We start from the raw sequence: 19,953 nt of genomic DNA on the forward strand, positions 1-19,953 counted from the left end.
AAAATGAAAAAACTAATCTACTTAAGTGTCTTATTGCTATCTATATTAAATATCAACGCTCAAAAAATAGTGCCATTGGAAAATGAAGATGACTATAAAATTATCAATCGAAATGAACAAATTTATTTTAAAGATGTCAATAATGTTTTGGGAAAGTTTGTTGGAACTTGGAAAGGGACTTATGGGGATAAAAAATATGAGTTCAGAATCGTAAAATACACGAAAACATTTAAACTTATAAAATATGATAAATTATTGGTCCGTTATATTATAACTGATTTAAATGGGAATGTTATAGATAACACTACTTCATTACCAGATTCCAGTACGTATGTCGCTGAAGGACGTTATTATATTAATGAAGGTTATTATTTGACTCATAAGGCAAAAGGTGGGAATTGCGCACAAGGGGGTCAAATGCTTCTTTATGTAGACGAAAGCAATAAAAATGCAATAAAAATGGATGTAATTTATAGAAATGAGATGGGTTTTGTAGATTCCGCAGAATGCCCAAATATAATTAATGCATATTTCCCAACAGGAGTTATTTTTAATTTAATAAAACAGTAAGGTATAAAATGTAAATGCATAAATGTTCGTGATAGCTAAAAAAAGCCTCTATTCAGAGGTTTTTTTAGGTTTGTCATCTAAAGTGCTTAATGTTTTTTTTAATCAATTGAATTCGTCGAGGCTTTGCCTCGGGGTTAGAGAAGAAAGTTAGAAAACCTTAGGTTTTAGAAACTAAAAATTTATTTTTTCCCGATTGATACCTTTATGTCACTGTATCGGGGTAATTCATTAATTTAATAGCAGATGAAATCAAAAATAACAATCCTATCAATACTTAGTTTTTTACTTATTTATTTGTATTGTTCTGAATATTATTACATACTAAGTCTTGATGACTCCTATTATGTAATAAACTATTTTTGGATAGCACTTTTAATTATTTTGATAATTGGTCTCATATTAATAATAAAAAAATATTCAAAAAAAAACGTGATAGAAAACCCAAAATTTAAGTATTAATAAATACAATCATAAAAAAAGAATAGTGTGCAGTCTAAATAAACTGCACCTATCTTTTTCTTTATGCGTAAGGTTTTAAGAAAATACCTATGAAGTATATATCTATATTACGCATTATAATATTTGCTAATCAGTTATTTTTTCTAAAAGAGTACCTTTCTTTTGAAATTAAAATAAATAACCAAACGGGCAAAATTATATCAGGAACAAGGCTTTAATTAAAAAAAACAAACTATGAAAATAGATCAATTCGAATGGGCATTATTCTTTTGGCAACTTATTATATTAGCTTTTTATGTATTTTTGGGTTATTTACTATATTTACTTTTTAAATTTTTAAAAAAGAATTTAAACAAATAGTAAGTTGTTTAAAATTTTAAAAAAATTGGTTTTAGTTCTTTTGCTAAAACCAATTTTTTTTTTTTTTGAATTTTATACGATAGTTTTAAAATGAAGACTCAAAATAAATAGCAACTTAATTAGAATTTCTCATATAAAACTATATTTAGGATTATATTATTTGCCAATAGAGTGTTATTTTCTTTTCAATATTATACCTTTTTTTCGTAAAATCCGACTAATTTATCTAATAAATTGAATCCAATAATCCCGAAAAACAAAGAATTACAATTAATGGGAACAAAATATTTTCGGGAAAAATTCGGGAAAAACCAAAGCAAAAAATCCATAAACATCAGTAAATAAGATGTTTATGGATTTTACATGTGGGCGATGAGGGGTTCGAACCCCCGACCCCCTCGGTGTAAACGAGGTGCTCTGAACCAGCTGAGCTAATCGCCCTTTCGGATTGCAATGTCTTTCGTTATTGCGAGTGCAAATATACAACTAGAACTTGTAATTGCAAGCATTTTTTTAAAAAAAATGAATTAAAAATACGTGGTTTTTCTTTGTGCACTCAAATACAGTGTTTTATTATAATCTAAATCTATATTTTTTTTTGGATATCAACTTTTTATAACCTTACATTTGTATCATAAAACAAATAAAATGGCGAGATACAAAGAAAATGATTTACCAAAATCAAAAATTAATGCAAGTTCACTTCAAAAAGCAATTCTGATTTTTAAATATGCCAATAATCATAAATGGAAATTTTATGTAGGATTGGTTTTCTTGCTACTTACAAGTGTTACAGCCCTTGCATTTCCAAAATTTATGGGAATGCTTGTAGATTGTGTAAATAAAAAAGATGCCCATTTAGCCAATCAAATTGCTTTAGGATTAGGATTGGTTCTTTTATTACAATCACTATTTTCCTTTTTTAGACTTTATCTGTTTGTTAATTTTACCGAAAATACTTTAGCAAACGTTCGTTTGGCACTATACACCAACTTGGTTAAATTGCCAATGTCTTTCTTCTCCCAAAAACGTGTGGGAGAATTGAATAGCAGAATAAGTAATGATATTACTCAAATACAAGATACTTTAACTACTACAATTGCAGAGTTTTTAAGACAATTTATATTGATTATCGGGAGTTTTGCAATGCTAGCTAGTATCAATATCAAATTGACTATAATGATGGTTTCAGTAGTGCCATTAGTTGGTGTAGCAGCTGTTATTTTTGGACGCTTTATTAGAAAATATTCTAAAAAAGTACAGGATCAAGTAGCCGAAAGCCAAGTGGTAGTCGAAGAAACGATGCAAGGAATTAGTATCGTTAAAGCTTTCGCTAATGAATGGTATGAGATTGCCCGCTACAAAGAAAAAATTAAGGAAGTTGTTAAAATGGGTATTAAAGGAGGGCAATTCAGAGGTTTTTTCGCTTCCTTTATTATAATTTGTTTATTCGGAACAATTGTAGCTGTAGTTTGGTATGGAGTACAATTGAGTATTGCTGGTGAAATTACAGTTGGTCAATTATTTACCTTTATATTGTACTCGAGTTATGTAGGTGCATCTTCTGGAGGAATTGCAGAGTTATATGCGCAAATGCAAAAAGCAATTGGTGCAACCGAAAGAGTTTTTGAATTATTGGATGAAACACCAGAAAAAATCAATTCAAATTTACATATTCCTTCTATAAATAAATTAAAAGGAGAAGTTACCTTTAATAATGTTACTTTTAGTTATCCCTCCAGAAAAGAAGTTCAGGTTTTAAAAGGGATTAATTTTACAGCCAATTTTGGTCAAAAAATAGCTCTTGTTGGACCTAGTGGAATGGGAAAATCTACAATTGCATCTTTATTATTGCGTTTTTATGATATTGATGGAGGGGAAATTTTAGTAGATGGAAAAAATATTTATGATTATGATTTGGAAAATCTTCGTGGTAATATGAGTATTGTTCCCCAAGATGTTATATTATTTGGTGGAACTATTAAAGAAAATATAGCTTATGGAAAACCAAATGCTACAGAAGAGGAAATAATAATTGCTGCTAAACAAGCTAATGCATATATGTTTATCGAAGGTTTTCCGGAGAAATTTGAAACAATCGTCGGAGAGAGAGGAATTAAACTTTCAGGAGGTCAAAGGCAACGAATAGCAATTGCACGTGCATTGTTAAAAAATCCATCCATATTGATTTTAGATGAAGCTACTTCCTCTTTAGATAGCGAAAGTGAAAAGCTAGTTCAAGAAGCGCTTGAGATTTTAATGGAAGGAAGAACGAGTATTATTATTGCTCACCGATTATCAACGATTCGTTCTGCTGATCAAATTTTAGTTCTTGACAATGGAAAAATAAGTGAACAAGGAACGCATCAGGAATTAATTATCATTGAAAACGGTTTGTATAAAAATTTGAGTAATTTACAGTTCAGCAATTCTTAGTTACAATTATTAACCTTAAAAAAAATCCATTTGTTAAACTTAACAAATGGATTTTTTTATAAAACATATAAAATTTTTAATTCTTAAAATGAATTCTATTTCCCTTTTCTTCTATTTCGTTCTGCTTTGATCATAGAAAGTTCTCTGCTTGTTTGTCCAGCAACTGAAGTGTTTTCTTCAGCACGACGTATCAAGTATGGCATGACATCTTTTACAGGTCCGAATGGCAAATATTTTGAAATATTATAACCGTTGGCAGCTAGATTGTAACTGATATTATCACTCATTCCGTAAAGTTGTCCAAACCAAATTCGATCCTCATTAGTAGCAATTCCTTTTGCTTTCATCAACTCCATTAATTTATAGGTACTCTCTTCGTTATGTGTTCCGGCAAAAATGGACATCATATCTAGATTTTCTGCCATATATAGGACAGCTGCATCGTAATTCAAATCGGTAGCTTCTTTAGTAGCACATATTGGTGTTGGGTATCCTTTTTCCTGAGCACGAAGATTTTCTTTTTCCATATAAGCACCACGAACTAATTTCATTCCTATATAGAAACCTTCAGCTTTAGCTTTTGTATGTAAATTTTTAAGAAAATCCATACGATCCCAACGATACATTTGTAAAGTATTAAAAACAATTACTTTTTCTTTGTTGTATTTTCGCATCATTTCAGTAACCAAATCATCGGCGGCATCTTGCATCCAGCTTTCTTCAGCATCAATTAATAAAGCAACATTTTTTTTATGAGCTTCACTACATACTAAATCAAAACGATCCACTACTCTATCCCATTCAGCTTGCTCTTCTGAAGTTAAGATTTGTTTTTCGCCTATTTTCTCATATAAATCCAAACGCCCCAATCCTGTTGGTTTAAAAACTGCAAAAGGAATAGCTTTTCTTTCTTTGGCAAACTCAATCGTTTTTAGAGTCATCTCTAAAGCTGCATCAAATTGATTTTCTTCTTCTTTTCCTTCTACAGAATAATCTAAGACAGAAGAAACTCCTTTAGTATACATTTTATCAACAACTGATAAGCAGTCATCTTCGGTTACACCTCCGCAAAAATGATCAAAAACAGTTGCGCGAATAAGACTTTCAACAGGAAGATTTGCCTTGATGGCAAAATTGGTTACTGCTGTTCCAATCCGAACTAAAGGTTGATTATTAATTAATTTGAAAAGAAAATAAGCTCTATCGAGTTCTGTATCACTTTTTAATGCAAACGCAATTTGTGTGTTATTAAATATATTACTCATTATTTGTTATATTTTTTATGCAAATATAAAGAGAGTAAGCGAGTATAATTAGCAAAATTTACCTTATTTTGCGCTTTCAATAAAATTAAAATCATGCAATCTATTCAAGCCAATAATTACCCAGTACATTTTAATGAAAATGGATACGAAAAACTAAACCAACACATAAATGAGAATAAATATTCGAATTTATTTATAATTGTTGATAGCAATACCAATGAATATTGTTTGCCAAAATTACTTTCGGTACTGGAAACAGAGTTGTCTATTGAAATTATTGAATTTGAGGCAGGAGAAATCAATAAGAACATTGAAACCTGTATCGAAATATGGAAAGTTTTAACAGAGTTGGGCGCTGACCGTAAAACATTGATTATTAATATAGGTGGTGGTGTTGTGACTGATTTAGGAGGTTTTGTGGCTTCTACATTTAAAAGAGGTGTAGATTTTATACATATCCCAACAACATTATTATCAATGGTAGATGCATCAGTTGGAGGTAAAAACGGAGTTGATTTGGGTAATTTAAAAAACCAGATTGGCGTTATAAATACACCTAAAATGGTGTTAATTGATACGCAATATTTAGAAACTGTTCCTCAAAATGAGATGCGTTCCGGTCTAGCTGAAATGTTGAAACACGGATTGATTTTTGATAAAGCCTATTGGGAATCTTTTTTAGATTTAAATGCAATTGATTTTGCAGATTTTGATGCACTAATTTACCGTTCGGTTGAAATTAAGAACAATATTGTTATGCAAGATCCAACTGAAAAAAACATTAGAAAAGCATTGAATTTTGGTCATACGTTAGGGCATGCAATCGAAAGTTATTTCTTAGAAAATGAAAATAAAACTACTTTGTTGCATGGAGAAGCAATTGCGGTAGGTATGATTTTAGAAAGTTATATTTCTTTGCGAAAAAATTTAATTACACAAGAAGAATACAATCAAATTAAAATGACTCTAAAATCAATTTATGATACCATTATTTTTGAAGAAAATGACATAGATCCTATTCTTGAGTTGCTAATTCATGACAAAAAAAATGAGTATGGATCGATTCAATATGCCTTGATTGAAGGCATCGGTCAAATAAAAATCAATCAATCTGTTGAGAATGAATTAATTTTAAAAGCATTTCAGGATTACAAATCTTAGATTTTTTTTAATAAAAAATGATTGCTTTACGTCTATTTTATTTTTTACATTTGTTCCAATGAATAAAAATCAAAATACTAAAAAATTTTCTGCTAAAAGAAATAGAAACAACAGGTCCTTTTTGAGCCTTTTGAAACGTTTCTATGGTATTAAAGGGAATTTTAGTTTTGATCTATTTCAATATTTTAAGGCAGACTACGATAAGCTTCAGATAATTTATGCAAATATTAGAGTTTGAATTACTTTTAATTTTATTTTTTCTAAATACAATTAATACAAAACTCTACAAAAACAGATGAACACTAAATATTCGGATTTAATAAATCAAACCTATTATTTTCCTCAGGAAGAATTTAAATTAAACAAAGACAACCTTCAATTTCATAATATTGATCTTATGAAATTGGTTGAAACTTATGGTACACCATTAAAATTCACCTATTTGCCTCAAATTTCCAACAACATAAACAAAGCCAAAAGTTGGTTTCGAAAATCGATGGAAAAAAACAAATATGAGGCCAAATATTATTATTGTTATTGCACCAAAAGCTCGCATTTTGAATATGTAATGAACGAAGCTTTTAAAAATAATATTCACATTGAAACATCTTCTGCTTTTGACATCAATATTGTCGAAAATTTATTAGATAAAGGAAAGATTAATAAAAGTACTTACATCATTTGTAATGGTTTCAAAAGAGATCAATACATTGAAAATATTGCTAGATTAGTCAATAATGGTCATAAAAATACTATTCCCATTATTGATAATTATGAAGAATTGGATTTATTACAAGGACAAATTAAAGGAAAATTCAAAATTGGAATTAGAATAGCTGCAGAAGAGGAACCTAAATTTGAGTTTTATACTTCAAGATTAGGCATTGGATACAAAAATATCGTTCCTTTTTATAAGAAAGAAATAAAAGAAAATAAAAAATTGGAACTTAAAATGTTGCACTTTTTTATCAATACAGGTATAAATGATAACGCCTATTATTGGAATGAATTAGTTAAATGTATCAAGGTTTATGTTGCTTTGAAAAAAGAATGCCCAACACTTGATGGATTAAATATTGGTGGAGGTTTCCCTATCAAAAATTCTTTGGCATTTGAATATGATTACCAATATATGATTGATGAAATTATCAATCAAATTAAAATTGCTTGTGATGAAGCCGAAGTTGATGTTCCCAATATTTTTACCGAATTTGGATCGTTTACAGTTGGAGAAAGTGGTGGCGCGATTTATCAAGTTTTGTATCAAAAACAACAAAATGATAGAGAGAAATGGAATATGATTGATTCCTCTTTTATCACAACATTACCAGATACTTGGGCCATAAACAAACGATTTATTATGTTGGCAATCAATAGATGGAATGATACTTATGAAAGAGTTTTGTTAGGAGGAATGACATGTGATAGTGATGATTATTACAACTCAGAACAAAATATGAATGCTATTTATTTACCAAAATACAACAAAGAAAAGCCTTTATATTTAGGGTTTTTTAATACGGGTGCTTATCAAGAAACTATTGGAGGCTATGGCGGACTGCACCACTGTTTGATACCACAACCTAAGCATATTTTGATAGATAGAGACGAAAATGGAATTCTTGCCACAGAAGTTTTCTCCGAACAGCAAACATCAGAAGATGTACTAAAAATATTAGGTTATAGTAAATAATCATTAATTTTTTGAGAATTTGGAAATTTGATATGTATAATTTTCTTTTATTTGTATATCCAAATCTCTAAATAACCTTTTGAACATTAAATAAAAAAAAAGAAAAGAATATGAGTAAAGGACCAATCAGTCAGTTTATTGAAAAGCATTATCTGCATTTCAATTCTGCATCTTTAGTTGATGCTGCAAAAGCATATGAACAGCAATTAGCCAATGGTGCGAAAATGATGGTAAGTATGGCCGGCGCAATGAGTACAGCTGAAATTGGAAAGATTTTTGCCGAAATAATTCGTCAGGATAAAGTTCAAATTATATCTTGTACAGGTGCCAATCTGGAAGAAGATATTATGAATTTGGTTGCACATTCTCATTATGAAAGAGTTCCAAATTATCGTGATTTGACTCCGCAGGATGAATGGGATTTATTAGAAAGAGGATTAAATAGAGTTACAGATACTTGTATTCCTGAACACGAAGCTTTTCGTCGTCTTCAAAAACATATTTATAAAATTTGGAAGGATGCTGACGATAAAGGAGAAAGATATTTTCCACATGAATTTATGTATAAAATGCTTCTCTCTGGTGTTCTTGAAGAATATTATGAAATTGATTTAAAAGACAGTTGGATGTATGCAGCAGCTGAAAAAAACTTACCTATTATTGTACCTGGATGGGAAGATAGTACAATGGGTAACATTTTTGCATCCTACGTTATAAAAGGAGATTTGAAAGCTTCAACTATGAAATCGGGTATTGAATATATGGTATTCTTATCAGATTGGTATCCAAAAAATAGTGCTAATGGAGTAGGTTTCTTTCAAATCGGTGGTGGTATAGCTGGAGATTTTCCAATATGTGTAGTGCCAATGTTATACCAAGATATGGAAATGCATGACATCCCATTTTGGAGTTATTTCTGTCAAATTTCAGATTCTACAACTAGTTACGGATCGTATTCCGGAGCAGTTCCTAATGAAAAAATCACATGGGGTAAATTGGATATAAATACTCCTAAATTCATTATAGAATCCGATGCTACCATTGTAGCGCCATTAATTTTCGCCTATTTGTTAGATTTATAAAAATTATTTATGAAAAGAGTAATAGTTGATTACGCAAAACTGACCAACGAAATTTTAAATCTTTTGGTCGAAAAATTCCCTGATGGATATGATGATTCGGATATCATTAGATTTAGAAATGCCAAAAATGAATTAATTGAAGCAGTAGAAGTTCGTACTGAAGATACCATATATTTAGTAAAAGTAAGTACTAAGTTAGCAGACAGAATTGGTAATTTTGATGAAGACGATGAAATTGATGATGTTGTTGAACCAATAAGTGGTTTAGAATTGGATGTTGATGATGCAGATGATGATGACGATGATGATGACAATCTAGACAAACCAGATATTGATAGTGACGACGACGATGAAGATGCTGAGGATAAAGATATTATCGACGAAGAAGATGACGACGATGATGAAGATTAAATTTTAATTGTATAAAAAATAGTAAGGAACTCAAATTGAGTTCCTTTTTTTATTAGATTTATCTTTTTAAATATAAGCCAAAATGACAACAGAAATATTACACGCCAAACTCAAAGAGAGTTTTGGGTTTGAAAAATTCAGACCCAATCAAGAAGATATTATCAATTGTATCCTTTCAGGAAAAGATACTTTGGCAATAATGCCAACTGGAGGAGGAAAATCAATTTGTTTTCAACTACCAGCATTAGTATTACCAGGAATCACAATAGTTATTTCACCACTAATTGCCTTGATGAAAGATCAAGTAGATAGCCTAAAAGCCAACGGAATAGCAGCTTGTTTTATTAACAGTAGTCAGTCTAGTGATGAACAACAATCGCATATTCAAAATTTAAAAGACAATAAATTAAAGTTGGTTTATGTAGCTCCAGAGAGTTTGTCTTATTTAGAAAATGCTTTTGCTCAAATTACTGTCAGCCTAATTGCTATTGATGAAGCCCATTGTATTTCAGCTTGGGGTCATGACTTTAGACCAGCTTATACGAATTTGGGGTATTTAAAAAACCGCTTCCCTTCTACTCCAATCTTAGCTTTGACTGCAACTGCAGATAAAGCAACCCGTACGGATATTTGTAATCAATTAAATTTAAATAATCCCAAAACTTTTGTTGCTTCATTCGATAGAAAAAATTTAAGTCTGGAAGTTAGACCTGCTTTGGATCGAGTGAAACAAATCATTGATTTTATTAAAACTAAACCTAATGAATCAGGAATTGTTTATTGTTTAAGCAGAAAGACTACCGAAGAACTTGCTGCAAAATTGCAAAAAATCGGCATTAAAGCAAAAGCCTATCATGCAGGTTTAGAAAACAAAATGCGTTCTATAACTCAAGATGAATTTATAAATGATGATTGTCAAGTGGTTTGTGCTACTATTGCTTTTGGAATGGGAATCGACAAATCGAATGTCCGATGGGTAATACATTATAATTTGCCTAAAAATATTGAGGGTTATTATCAAGAAATTGGAAGAGCTGGTAGAGATGGCTTACCATCCGAAACTGTATTGTTCGAAAGTTACGGTGATATGATTCAGTTGCAAAAATTTGCATCCGAAGGATTGAATGCAGATGTACAATTGGCAAAACTCGAAAGAATGAAACAATACGCTGATGCCTTGAGTTGTCGCCGAAAAATATTGCTTTCTTATTTTGGAGAATTGGTTTCTGAAAATTGTGGAAACTGTGATATTTGCAAAAATCCTCCAGCTTTTTTTGATGGGACAATTATTGCACAAAAAGCATTATCTGCCATTATCCGTTTACATGAATCGGAAGCGTTACCCGTAATTGTTGATTTTTTGAGAGGATCTAAAAATGCTTCGATTTATGACAAAGGCTATCAAAATTTAAAAACCTATGGAGTTGGTACTGATATTTCTTGGTATGATTGGAATCAATATATTATTCAATTAATTAATTTGGGATATTGTGAAATTGCCTTTCATCAACAGAACAAAATAAAATTAACTCCTTTTGCAAAAAAAGTATTATTTGATGGAGAAAAAGTACAATTGACTACTGTGCAAAAAATGGATAAACAAAAAACTGAAATTAAAGAACGAGTAAGTAAAACTGTTGCAAATTCGCTTTTTGAAGTTTTAAGAAAACTACGTTCAGAAATTGCCAAAGAAGAAGAAGTTCCTGCTTATATTATTTTTAATGATGCCACTTTGAAACAAATGGAAATTCATCGACCAATGAGTGATGATGAATTTCTTGCAATAGATGGAGTTGGAAAAGCTAAACTCGAAAAATATGGTGACGCCTTTATAAAAGCGATTATTGAATTTCAAAAAAATAAAACTATCAAACCTAAAAAAGGAAATTCTACTTACAAAGAAACTTTAGAATTATTTCAAAGTGGGATGACCGTTGAAGATATTGCATTAAAAAGAAAATTGGGAGTACCAACTATAGTTTCACATTTAGCCAAATTATACAGTGATGGACATCCAATAGATTTGAAAATTTATATTAATGAACAAGAAATTTTAAAAATTGCTGATGCAAAAATAAAATTGGATTCTCCTTCTGCCCTGAAACCGTATTTTGATTTTTTTGAAGAACAACTTTCGTATGATAAAATTAGAGTTGGTCTAGCAATTATTGAAAAAGAACAAATAGCACTTTAAGTTTATGACGATACACTCTTTTCCATATTTCATCAATTCAAAAACTGAAATTTTAATTTTAGGTACTATGCCTGGAGTTGTGTCGCTTGTCAAACAAGAATATTATGCTAATCCGCGAAATCATTTTTGGAAAATAATTTACACCCTTTTTGACATATTACCAATTCCTGAAACTTTTGAAGAAAAAATTCAATTGCTTCAATATAATAAAATTGGTTTATGGGATGTTTTAGAAAATTGTGAAAGAAAAGGAAGTTTAGACATTCACATCAAGAATAAAAAGGAAAATGATTTTGAAATGCTATTCAAAGAATTTCCATCTATTACCAAAATAATTTTCAATGGAAAACAAAGTCATGCTTTTTTTTATAAAAGATTCGGACAAATAGAAGGCATCACTTATTATGTGATGCCTTCGACTAGTCCTGCAAATACAATGTCTTTTGAAAACAAGTTGAAAATTTGGTCAACTTGCTTTGAGTAATTTACAAATATCTTTCTGCAAAAACTTTTTGATGATGTTTCATGTGACCAATAATCAAAAAACCTAATGCTCTTACCGAAACTTCATTTTCCGAGGCAATTCCAATTCTAGCTAATTGTTCTCCTGAAAAACTTTTGAACATTAATAAGTTAGAATGTCGTACCGCTGAAAATTCTGTTAATAATTCTTGAATACTTCTACTTTTTGCATTAGTATTGACAACATAATCATTTTCTTCAAATCCTGGTAAAGGTGTTTTGTCGTTTCTAGAAATTCTTAGTGCTCGATAAGCAAAAATTCTTTCGGCATCAATAATATGCTGAATAATTTCTTTAATCGTCCATTTGCCTTCAGCATAACTATAATCAAATTTATCCAATGGAATATTTTGGATAAATTTGATGAAATCGTGTAAACTTATTTCTAATTCTTCAAATAATTCAACATTATCAAGAGCTTTTATATATGTTGAATTGAATTTTGAATATTCATTAATTGGCAATTGATTTGAATTCATAAATATAGAATTTAAATATTAAGCTGAATTTCTACTAGCATTTGTATTTCCAAAAAGAGATCGAGTTACTATTTTTTCATACACACCGATCAAGTCTAAATCAGGGTTCTCTTTTTTATTTAATTCATTAATTTTTAACAAAGCATATTGTTGTATTGTCAACAATGGCAACACAATACGCTCTCTCATCTTAATAGAAGCTATACCATCAGGATAATTTTCCATAAGTTCTTTATGCCCTGCAATTTTCAATAACAAACGTTTGGTTTCTAAAAATTCATCATAAATAATTTGCCAAAAAGCTCCAAATTCAGGATCCTTACTCATATAAGCTGTTAAAGGAAAAAATGATTTAGCCAAAGACATCATACTATTTTCTAACAATGTTTTTACAAACAAAGAATTATTATATAAATCTTGAACCTTATCCCACTGATTTGTATCTTCAAAATATTTTAAAGCTGATCCTACACCAAAAAATCCAGGAACATTTTGTTTTAATTGACTCCAAGATCCAACAAATGGAATAGCACGCAAATCAGCAAAATCGAGATTCTCAGATTTACTTCGTTTTGAAGGTCTACTACCAATATTTGTTTTGGCATAATATTTCAATGTACTCATTTGTTCCAAGTAAGGAATAAATTTTGGATGGTTTTTGAAACTTAAATATTTATCATAACCTAAATCAGCAATTTGGTCTAAAGTTTCTTTTTCTTCAGAAGTCAGTTTGTTTTGTCCTTTATTGAAAACTTGATTTGCTACACCAGCACTTAATAGATTTTCCAAATTATAGCGACAAGAATCTAAAGTTCCAAAATTTGAACTAATAGTTTGTCCTTGAATTGTAATTTGAATTTCATTATTTTCAATATTAGGTCCAAGCGAAGCATAAAATTTATGTGTTTTTCCTCCTCCTCGAGCTGGTGGTCCACCACGTCCATCAAAGAAAATAGCATGAATTCCGTATTTTCTAGAAATTTCAGTAAGCGCTTCTTTGGCTTTATAGATACTCCAGTTTGCCATTAAATATCCACCATCTTTTGTACCATCAGAAAAACCAAGCATTATAGTTTGTTTGTTTTCTCTATGAACTAAATGTCTGGAATATTCAGGATTTGAATATAATTTTTCCATTACCAAATGGGCATTTTGTAAATCATCAACTGATTCAAATAAAGGGATTACATCGACAGTTGCATGTTCCCAATCACACAGTTTAAATAATGAAAAAGTTTCCATAACATTTAAGGCACTTTCATTATTGCTAATGATATATCGGTTTGCACCAAATTCACCATTTTTTTCTTGAATAGTTTTTATAGCATGTATTGAATCTATCGTAGATTTTGTCATTTCATTTTCAAAATCAGCAGAATCCAAATTTCCTTTTACTCCAGAAAGTACTTCTATTTTTTCATCTTCTGATAATTGAAAGTAATTATTAGGAAATATATTGGTTTTAGATTTTGAATAGTAATCTACAATATCATAAAATACAGATTGGTGAATTTTACTATTTTGTCTAATATCCAAAGAAGCGAAATGAAAACCAAACAGATTCAATCGGATAAGAAGCGCATCAATTTGATCAACATATAATGATTGATGTTGTTCAACTATAATGGTTTTAATTTTGTTTAGCTGAGTTTCAAATTCTTCTAAAGTTATAAAAATCTCTCCTTTAGAATAAAAAACAGATCGGTATAGCTTTTGTTCTAATTCCATAACTAAAGTATCTACAACAGGAAAGGTAAGTTTACGTTTTAGATTACGGATTTCGATATAATAACATTTCAAAATTGAAGTTCTCAATCTTTCGGCTACTTTTAAAGTAATTTCGGTTGTAACAAATGGATTTCCATCACGGTCACCACCAGGCCAAAAGCCAAGTTTAATCAATGGGTTTTTTATTGATTCGCCTTCAAAAACATTTTTTTGTAAATAATGTACCATTTCACCAGATGTGTTATAAAACACATTTTCGAGATACCAAATTAAACTAATGGCTTCGTCATAAGGATTGGGTTTCTCATTTTGAATAAAAGGAGTTTTCCCCAATTGAGCCAATAGTTGTTTGATATCCAATAAGTTGTTACTTCTAATAGCATCGGTTAAATCGTTTATGATACCTAAAACAGGACCAGGATAAAACTGGGTTGGATGTGCAGTTAATACAGTGCGAACATTAAAATTTTCTAAAAAATGTATTAACTCTTCTTTATTATTTTTCACATCAGATCTTTCTTTGATATCACGAAGTGATCCTCTACCTTCCATATTATTTACTACTGGAAAAGCGGCATCTTCTATAGCATCAAACAAAACAATTTGACGTTCAATGTATTGAATAAAATAAAACATCAAATTTATTTTATCTTTTTCAGTGGCATCTGTCAAATATTTTTCAGAAAAGAAATCAAAAATTTCCGTTGGTGTTTCTTGTTTTTTGAATCCATTATCACATAAATCACTGAAAATAGGTAATAACACACCTGTATTGTCAACAGAATCAAAAGGTAATGTTATAAAAACACTGTTGTATATATGGTATTTTGATAAAACATTTTGGTTAAAACGTTCTATTTTTGGTAATGTGTACATAATGATACATTTATATAGTTTGGTTAATTTATCATAAAAAAACCCCAAGAATTCACTTGAGGCTTATTTATTCATAGCATTCAAGGTTTGTTTACATTTCTTTAAAAATAGTATGCATCAAACGCTTTTTATCATTTATACTTTCTTCAAGAGAAATCATTGTTTCTGTTCTATAAACACCTTCGATATCATCTATCATGAAAATAACATCTTTAGCATGTTTTGTGTCTTTTGCTCTAATTTTGCAAAAAATATTGAATTTACCAGTAGTAACAGATGCAACAGTTACAAAAGGGATTTCATTGATTCGCTCTAAAACAAATTTTGTTTGAGAAGTATTATTAAGAAATACACCTACATATGCTATAAATGAATATCCTAATTTATCGTAATCAAGAACTAAAGAAGAACCCATTATAATACCGGCATCTTCCATTTTTTTAACTCTAACATGAACCGTTCCAGCTGAAATCAATAATTTTTTAGCGATGTCAGTAAACGGAACTCTTGTGTTGTCTATCAACATATCTAAAATCTGGTGATCTACTTCATCTAAACGAAACTTACTCATAATTCTTTAATTATATGGTTATTTTATATCAAAAAAGTTAAAAATATAAATAAAAATTAAATTAACAGATAATAAATTATTTTTTTAATAACCCATTAACGAAAAATACTTTTTTATCAAAATTGAAATTTGCTATTTGATTTTCTTTTGGATAATTTGAAAATGCATCAAAATAAGTTGCTTCTTTCGCATCATACTCAAAATGTCCAAAATATCCTTTCAAATCACCTACTTCAACTATGTAAGCATTAAAAATTATTTTATTGTCAATTAACTCTTCTTTATATTGAGCTACAAAATTCGTGATTATTTCGATACCATCATAATTTATTTTGACATTTTTATACATAAAATCAAAAAAAACGACATTATTCTGAGGAATGTTCAAATATTTATCATTTCTATTGCTAACTACATCGTTTTCGCTAAGAATGATAAAACTTGAAATCAAAGATATGAAGATGCATTTTCTTGTTATTTCTCTATCGTAATCATTAGGAAAATGTCCAGCTTCAAATAAAACCGTAGGTACACCCATATATTGAAATGTATCTCCTATGCAATTAAGGTTAAAAGAATCATCAAAACGGCCAACTTGACCAGGAATGTATTTTTGCAAGACGTCATTTATACCTGCAATTAAATTAATTGCTTTCAATCGAGAATCATTAATTTCTCTTTCTTCATTATAGGATGGTGCTAAAAACGAAACTGTTGCAGGTTTTCCGGTATCATCAACACCAAAAATTGTACGTTGATCATGAAGATTGAAACAATAATCAGGTTTTAATTCTTCAAAAATATTTCTTAAAACTTGACTTTCAGGTTGAGTAAGGTTTTGGGAATCACGATTTAAATCTATATTATTCGCATTTACTCTTGTATAGGCTTTGGCCCCATCGGGATTTAACATTGGAATGCAATAAAAAGTAAAAGTTTCCAATAGTTTTTCGACTAAGTCGGATCCATTGTTTAATACGTTTATGAAGTCAAAAAGCGCTTTTGTCGTTGTGCTTTCGTTTCCGTGCATTTGCGACCAAAGATAAATTTTAAGTTTACCGTTTCCTTTTTGGTAGCTGTAAATGGGTTGTCCTAAAACAGATTTCCCAATTATTTTTACATCCTTTTTTAGGGATTTATTGTTCAATAAGGGTTCGATATTTTCTAATGTAATATAACGACCTTGAATTGTATTTTCTTTATTTTGATCGAATAGTTGTTCTAAATTCATGGTATAATGTTTAATTTACAAAAGTAAACATCTTTGTATTTACAATTGTAAATTTCAAAAAGTGAGTAAAGATTAAGTTTGTAAACAGTATTTATAATGAATCATTAATTCTTTATCCTACATATTTAGAGTGAATTTACAATTAATTTTTATCAATATAATATCCTATAAATCAATTATATATGTATTTTATATTTAATAATTACTTTAAGTTAATTAAAGGTATTTACTGAATTTAACATTGTAAATTAGGTTACTTCACTCCTATTAATTACATTTGTAAATACATCAATTTGAAATACAATTTACAATGGTAAACACGGATGATTTCATAAAAAGATTGGAAATTATACTTGAATATTACAGTCTTAATGCCTCTTCATTTGCAGACAAAATTGGCGTGCAACGTTCTAGTATGTCTCACCTTCTCTCTGGTAGAAACAAACCTAGTTTAGATTTTATATTAAAGATTATCGATTTTTTCCCTGATGTAGATTTATATTGGATACTAAATGGTAAGGGAACTTTTCCTAAATCAGTTGCTATTGAAAATTTGAGTAATGACATAACAGATAGCAATACTTCTACTCCAATTGATTTGTTTACTCCTATTTCGAATTCGCATGAACCAATTGTTGATCAATCAAAATTTAAACAAATGATAAGGCCTGATGAAAATGAAAATAAGGATGAAATTGAAAAAATTGTATTCTTTTATAAAAATGGCACATTTAAAATTTTCTCATCTCAGTTCTCCTGAAAACGGAATTCAATGCTATAATTGGTAAATGCCTGAGAATTGAATATTTTGTATAATATGTTATAAAAAATATTTTAAGCAATTCTCAGGAGGTTAATTTTTAAGTTACTTTAAATCCTTTTTCTGGAATTTTACCTTTTGCATCAATAAAGTGTTTCTTCAAAATAATTAAATCAGAATCAATTGAACCAGTAGGATAAAATGGATTTCCTATTGCTACTATTTTTTTTTCAAAATTTATAGATATTGGAATAATTGGAACATGTGCGGTAATAGCGATATAATAAAAACCGGTTTTAAGTTGTTCTACTTTTTTGCGTGTTCCTTCTGGTGATACGCCCAAACGAAATGTTTCTCTTGACTTATATATATTTGCTATGGATTCTACCTTATTTAAACCACCAGTTCTATCTAAAGGTGCGCCTCCTAAGTATTTAAAAAAATAACCGAAAGGAAAACGGAATAATTCTTTTTTACCAATCCAATTAATATCAAGATCTAAAGCCCCTCTGCAAAACATAGCTACATAAAAATCATGCCAACTCGTATGTGGCATTACCATTAATACTGATTTTTTTATTTCTTCATCAAGACTTCCTTCAATTTTCCAACCCATTACGTTGTGAAAAATCCATTTATATATTTGTTTCTTCATTAGCCATAAATTTTGTACAAATTAAATAATTATTATCTTATTTTTGATAAAAACATAAAATAATGCTTCGGAAATTATTAAGTTACCTAATACCAATTAAAATATACAAAACTAAATCAACTTTAAGTAAAACCATTGAAGTTACATGGGCGAATGGTGAGTTGGTACTCGATTCTGAAAATACTAACTATTCTTATGGAAGTTTGCAGCGTATTTTAAGAAAAGGGTTAATGCATTTTGGATTTGAAAAAATTGCTAAAATGGAGCATATCTTGGTTTTAGGAGTTGCTGGCGGAAGTGTCATTAAAACACTGGTAGATGAAATTCATTTTGAAGGGCAAATCACAGGAGTAGATATTGATAAGGAAATAATAAAAATTGCAAACGAATATTTTAAACTTTACGAAATCAAAAACTTAAACATAGTTATAGATGACGCGTTTGAGTTTGTTTTGAAAACAAAAGATAGATATGATTTGATAATCATCGATATTTTTCAAGACACTACAATGCCAAATTTTTTGTTCGAAAAGTTTTTTATCAATCGAATTTGTTTTTTACTTAAGAGCAAAGGATTAGTACTTTTTAATACGATGTGTTTGACAGCAGGGGATAATTTTAGAAATCAAAATTTCATTAAAGATTTTGATGATGTGAATTTCAAAATTCAGTCTATACCCAGAATCGAATTGCACAATGAATTGATTATTATTGAAAAATTGGAATGATATTGTTTCTTTTTGATCTTTTAAAATTTTACTTTTACTAGATATATTTAATGGCATTATTATGAAATCAATACTAAAGAAGTTATTATTGGGTAAAGCTGTTAGAGAAACGAAATCTAAATTTAATCCTTTAGAAAAACGATTTCAAAACATTAAGGCGATTTGGAATAATGATCATGAAGACGATAATGGATTGGAAAAAATTGTACGATTATTTCTTTCCTCTTCTCAATTGCTTTTTCCTGGAATTTACATTAAATATTTTGCCCATAAAAAAGGAGTTGAGTATGAAGATTTAGCATTGGATTTTTATGTATTACTCAAAGTTTGTTTTCCATTAATGATTTTAATCAACCATTGGCAAGAATATCATTGGGTTGTTGTGATTTTAGTTTATGTCTTTTTGGAGACCGTTTTTTACATTCCAACACTTATTTTTGCTTCCGATATGTTTTCAAGACCACGTTCTTATAAACGTTCCATGCTTTTGCTATTTTTTAATTATCTGGAAATTTCGTTTGCTTTTGCTGTTTTATATTCTTGTGGTAATTATTTAAACAAACCTTTTTATCATTGGTTTGACGCCATCTATTTTAGCATCATAACCTCTTCTTCCATTGGATATGGAGATTATCATCCCGTAACAACCATTGGTAAATTTCTAGTAACTACACAAGCTTTATTATTCCTATTTTTTGTAGTACTTTTTCTTAATTTTTTCTCTGCAAAGATTAAATCTAAAGGCTATTTTGATCATGACAATCAAGATTGA

17 protein-coding genes and 1 tRNA gene are annotated in these 19,953 nt (G+C 29.4%); 11 read left to right on the forward strand and 7 right to left on the reverse strand.

Going from position 1 to position 19,953, the window contains the following annotated elements:
- Positions 1-3 precede the first annotated feature (3 nt).
- Positions 4-570 (forward strand): DUF6705 family protein, encoded by a 567-nt coding sequence (locus OYT91_RS04785; protein ID WP_269223889.1) that lies wholly within the window; start codon positions 4-6, stop codon positions 568-570.
- A gap of 1,185 nt (positions 571-1,755) precedes the next feature.
- On the opposite strand, the gene OYT91_RS04790 is transcribed toward OYT91_RS04785, so the two are convergent.
- Positions 1,756-1,830 (reverse strand) — tRNA-Val (locus tag OYT91_RS04790).
- Between the two features lie 207 nt (positions 1,831-2,037).
- Between OYT91_RS04790 and OYT91_RS04795 the strand changes: the two genes are divergently transcribed.
- Positions 2,038-3,825 carry an ABC transporter ATP-binding protein gene (locus OYT91_RS04795; protein WP_281239729.1) on the forward strand — a complete coding sequence of 596 codons (1,788 nt, stop codon included), beginning with the start codon at positions 2,038-2,040 and terminating at the stop codon, positions 3,823-3,825.
- Between the two features lie 95 nt (positions 3,826-3,920).
- Here OYT91_RS04795 and OYT91_RS04800 read toward each other — a convergent pair whose 3' ends face one another.
- The gene (locus tag OYT91_RS04800) at positions 3,921-5,090 is read right to left on the reverse strand and encodes a proline dehydrogenase family protein (protein WP_281239730.1); all 1,170 of its coding nucleotides are present in this window, start codon (positions 5,088-5,090) and stop codon (positions 3,921-3,923) included.
- A 93-nt stretch (positions 5,091-5,183) separates the two neighbouring features.
- Here OYT91_RS04800 and aroB point away from each other — a divergent pair, with 93 nt between their 5' ends.
- The 6 genes from aroB to OYT91_RS04830 all read left to right on the forward strand — a co-directional run bounded on the left by aroB (position 5,184) and on the right by OYT91_RS04830 (position 12,115).
- Positions 5,184-6,251 (forward strand): 3-dehydroquinate synthase, encoded by a 1,068-nt coding sequence (gene aroB / locus OYT91_RS04805; RefSeq protein WP_281239731.1) that lies wholly within the window; start codon positions 5,184-5,186, stop codon positions 6,249-6,251.
- Between the two features lie 295 nt (positions 6,252-6,546).
- Positions 6,547-7,944 carry a type III PLP-dependent enzyme domain-containing protein gene (locus OYT91_RS04810; protein WP_269222810.1) on the forward strand — a complete coding sequence of 466 codons (1,398 nt, stop codon included), beginning with the start codon at positions 6,547-6,549 and terminating at the stop codon, positions 7,942-7,944.
- Positions 7,945-8,054: 110 nt separating this feature from the next.
- A complete protein-coding gene (locus OYT91_RS04815; protein WP_281239732.1) occupies positions 8,055-9,026 on the forward strand; it encodes a deoxyhypusine synthase family protein in 972 nt (323 codons plus the stop codon).
- A 9-nt stretch (positions 9,027-9,035) separates the two neighbouring features.
- Positions 9,036-9,437, forward strand: a complete 402-nt coding sequence (locus tag OYT91_RS04820; protein WP_281239733.1) for a DNA primase — start codon at positions 9,036-9,038, stop codon at positions 9,435-9,437.
- Between the two features lie 82 nt (positions 9,438-9,519).
- Positions 9,520-11,631, forward strand: coding sequence for a DNA helicase RecQ (gene recQ / locus OYT91_RS04825; protein ID WP_281239734.1), 2,112 nt, complete (start codon positions 9,520-9,522; stop codon positions 11,629-11,631).
- Between the two features lie 4 nt (positions 11,632-11,635).
- Positions 11,636-12,115, forward strand: a complete 480-nt coding sequence (locus OYT91_RS04830; RefSeq protein ID WP_281239735.1) for a DNA-deoxyinosine glycosylase — start codon at positions 11,636-11,638, stop codon at positions 12,113-12,115.
- A 1-nt stretch (position 12,116) separates the two neighbouring features.
- Here the strand turns inward: OYT91_RS04830 and OYT91_RS04835 are convergent, their stop codons facing one another.
- The 4 genes from OYT91_RS04835 to OYT91_RS04850 form a co-directional block, all read right to left on the reverse strand.
- Positions 12,117-12,632, reverse strand: coding sequence for a DinB family protein (locus tag OYT91_RS04835; RefSeq protein ID WP_269222806.1), 516 nt, complete (start codon positions 12,630-12,632; stop codon positions 12,117-12,119).
- Positions 12,633-12,650: 18 nt separating this feature from the next.
- A complete protein-coding gene (locus OYT91_RS04840) occupies positions 12,651-15,236 on the reverse strand; it encodes a phosphoenolpyruvate carboxylase (protein ID WP_281239736.1) in 2,586 nt (861 codons plus the stop codon).
- A gap of 91 nt (positions 15,237-15,327) precedes the next feature.
- Positions 15,328-15,807 carry an Lrp/AsnC family transcriptional regulator gene (locus OYT91_RS04845; RefSeq protein WP_024981770.1) on the reverse strand — a complete coding sequence of 160 codons (480 nt, stop codon included), beginning with the start codon at positions 15,805-15,807 and terminating at the stop codon, positions 15,328-15,330.
- A gap of 76 nt (positions 15,808-15,883) precedes the next feature.
- Positions 15,884-17,038, reverse strand: coding sequence for a M14 family metallopeptidase (locus OYT91_RS04850; protein WP_281239737.1), 1,155 nt, complete (start codon positions 17,036-17,038; stop codon positions 15,884-15,886).
- Positions 17,039-17,348: 310 nt separating this feature from the next.
- Here OYT91_RS04850 and OYT91_RS04855 point away from each other — a divergent pair, with 310 nt between their 5' ends.
- Positions 17,349-17,798, forward strand: coding sequence for a helix-turn-helix transcriptional regulator (locus OYT91_RS04855; RefSeq protein ID WP_281239738.1), 450 nt, complete (start codon positions 17,349-17,351; stop codon positions 17,796-17,798).
- 100 nt (positions 17,799-17,898) lie between these two features.
- Here the strand turns inward: OYT91_RS04855 and OYT91_RS04860 are convergent, their stop codons facing one another.
- Positions 17,899-18,453 (reverse strand): 1-acyl-sn-glycerol-3-phosphate acyltransferase, encoded by a 555-nt coding sequence (locus tag OYT91_RS04860; RefSeq protein WP_281239739.1) that lies wholly within the window; start codon positions 18,451-18,453, stop codon positions 17,899-17,901.
- A 62-nt stretch (positions 18,454-18,515) separates the two neighbouring features.
- On the opposite strand from OYT91_RS04860, the gene OYT91_RS04865 reads away from it, so the two are divergent.
- Both OYT91_RS04865 and OYT91_RS04870 read left to right on the forward strand, forming a co-directional pair.
- On the forward strand, positions 18,516-19,181 hold the full coding sequence (locus OYT91_RS04865) for a spermidine synthase (protein ID WP_281239740.1): 666 nt from the start codon (positions 18,516-18,518) through the stop codon (positions 19,179-19,181).
- A gap of 61 nt (positions 19,182-19,242) precedes the next feature.
- Positions 19,243-19,953, forward strand: coding sequence for a potassium channel family protein (locus OYT91_RS04870; RefSeq protein ID WP_269222801.1), 711 nt, complete (start codon positions 19,243-19,245; stop codon positions 19,951-19,953).

The sequence above is a fragment of the Flavobacterium praedii genome, from assembly GCF_026810365.1.
GTDB lineage: Bacteria > Bacteroidota > Bacteroidia > Flavobacteriales > Flavobacteriaceae > Flavobacterium > Flavobacterium praedii.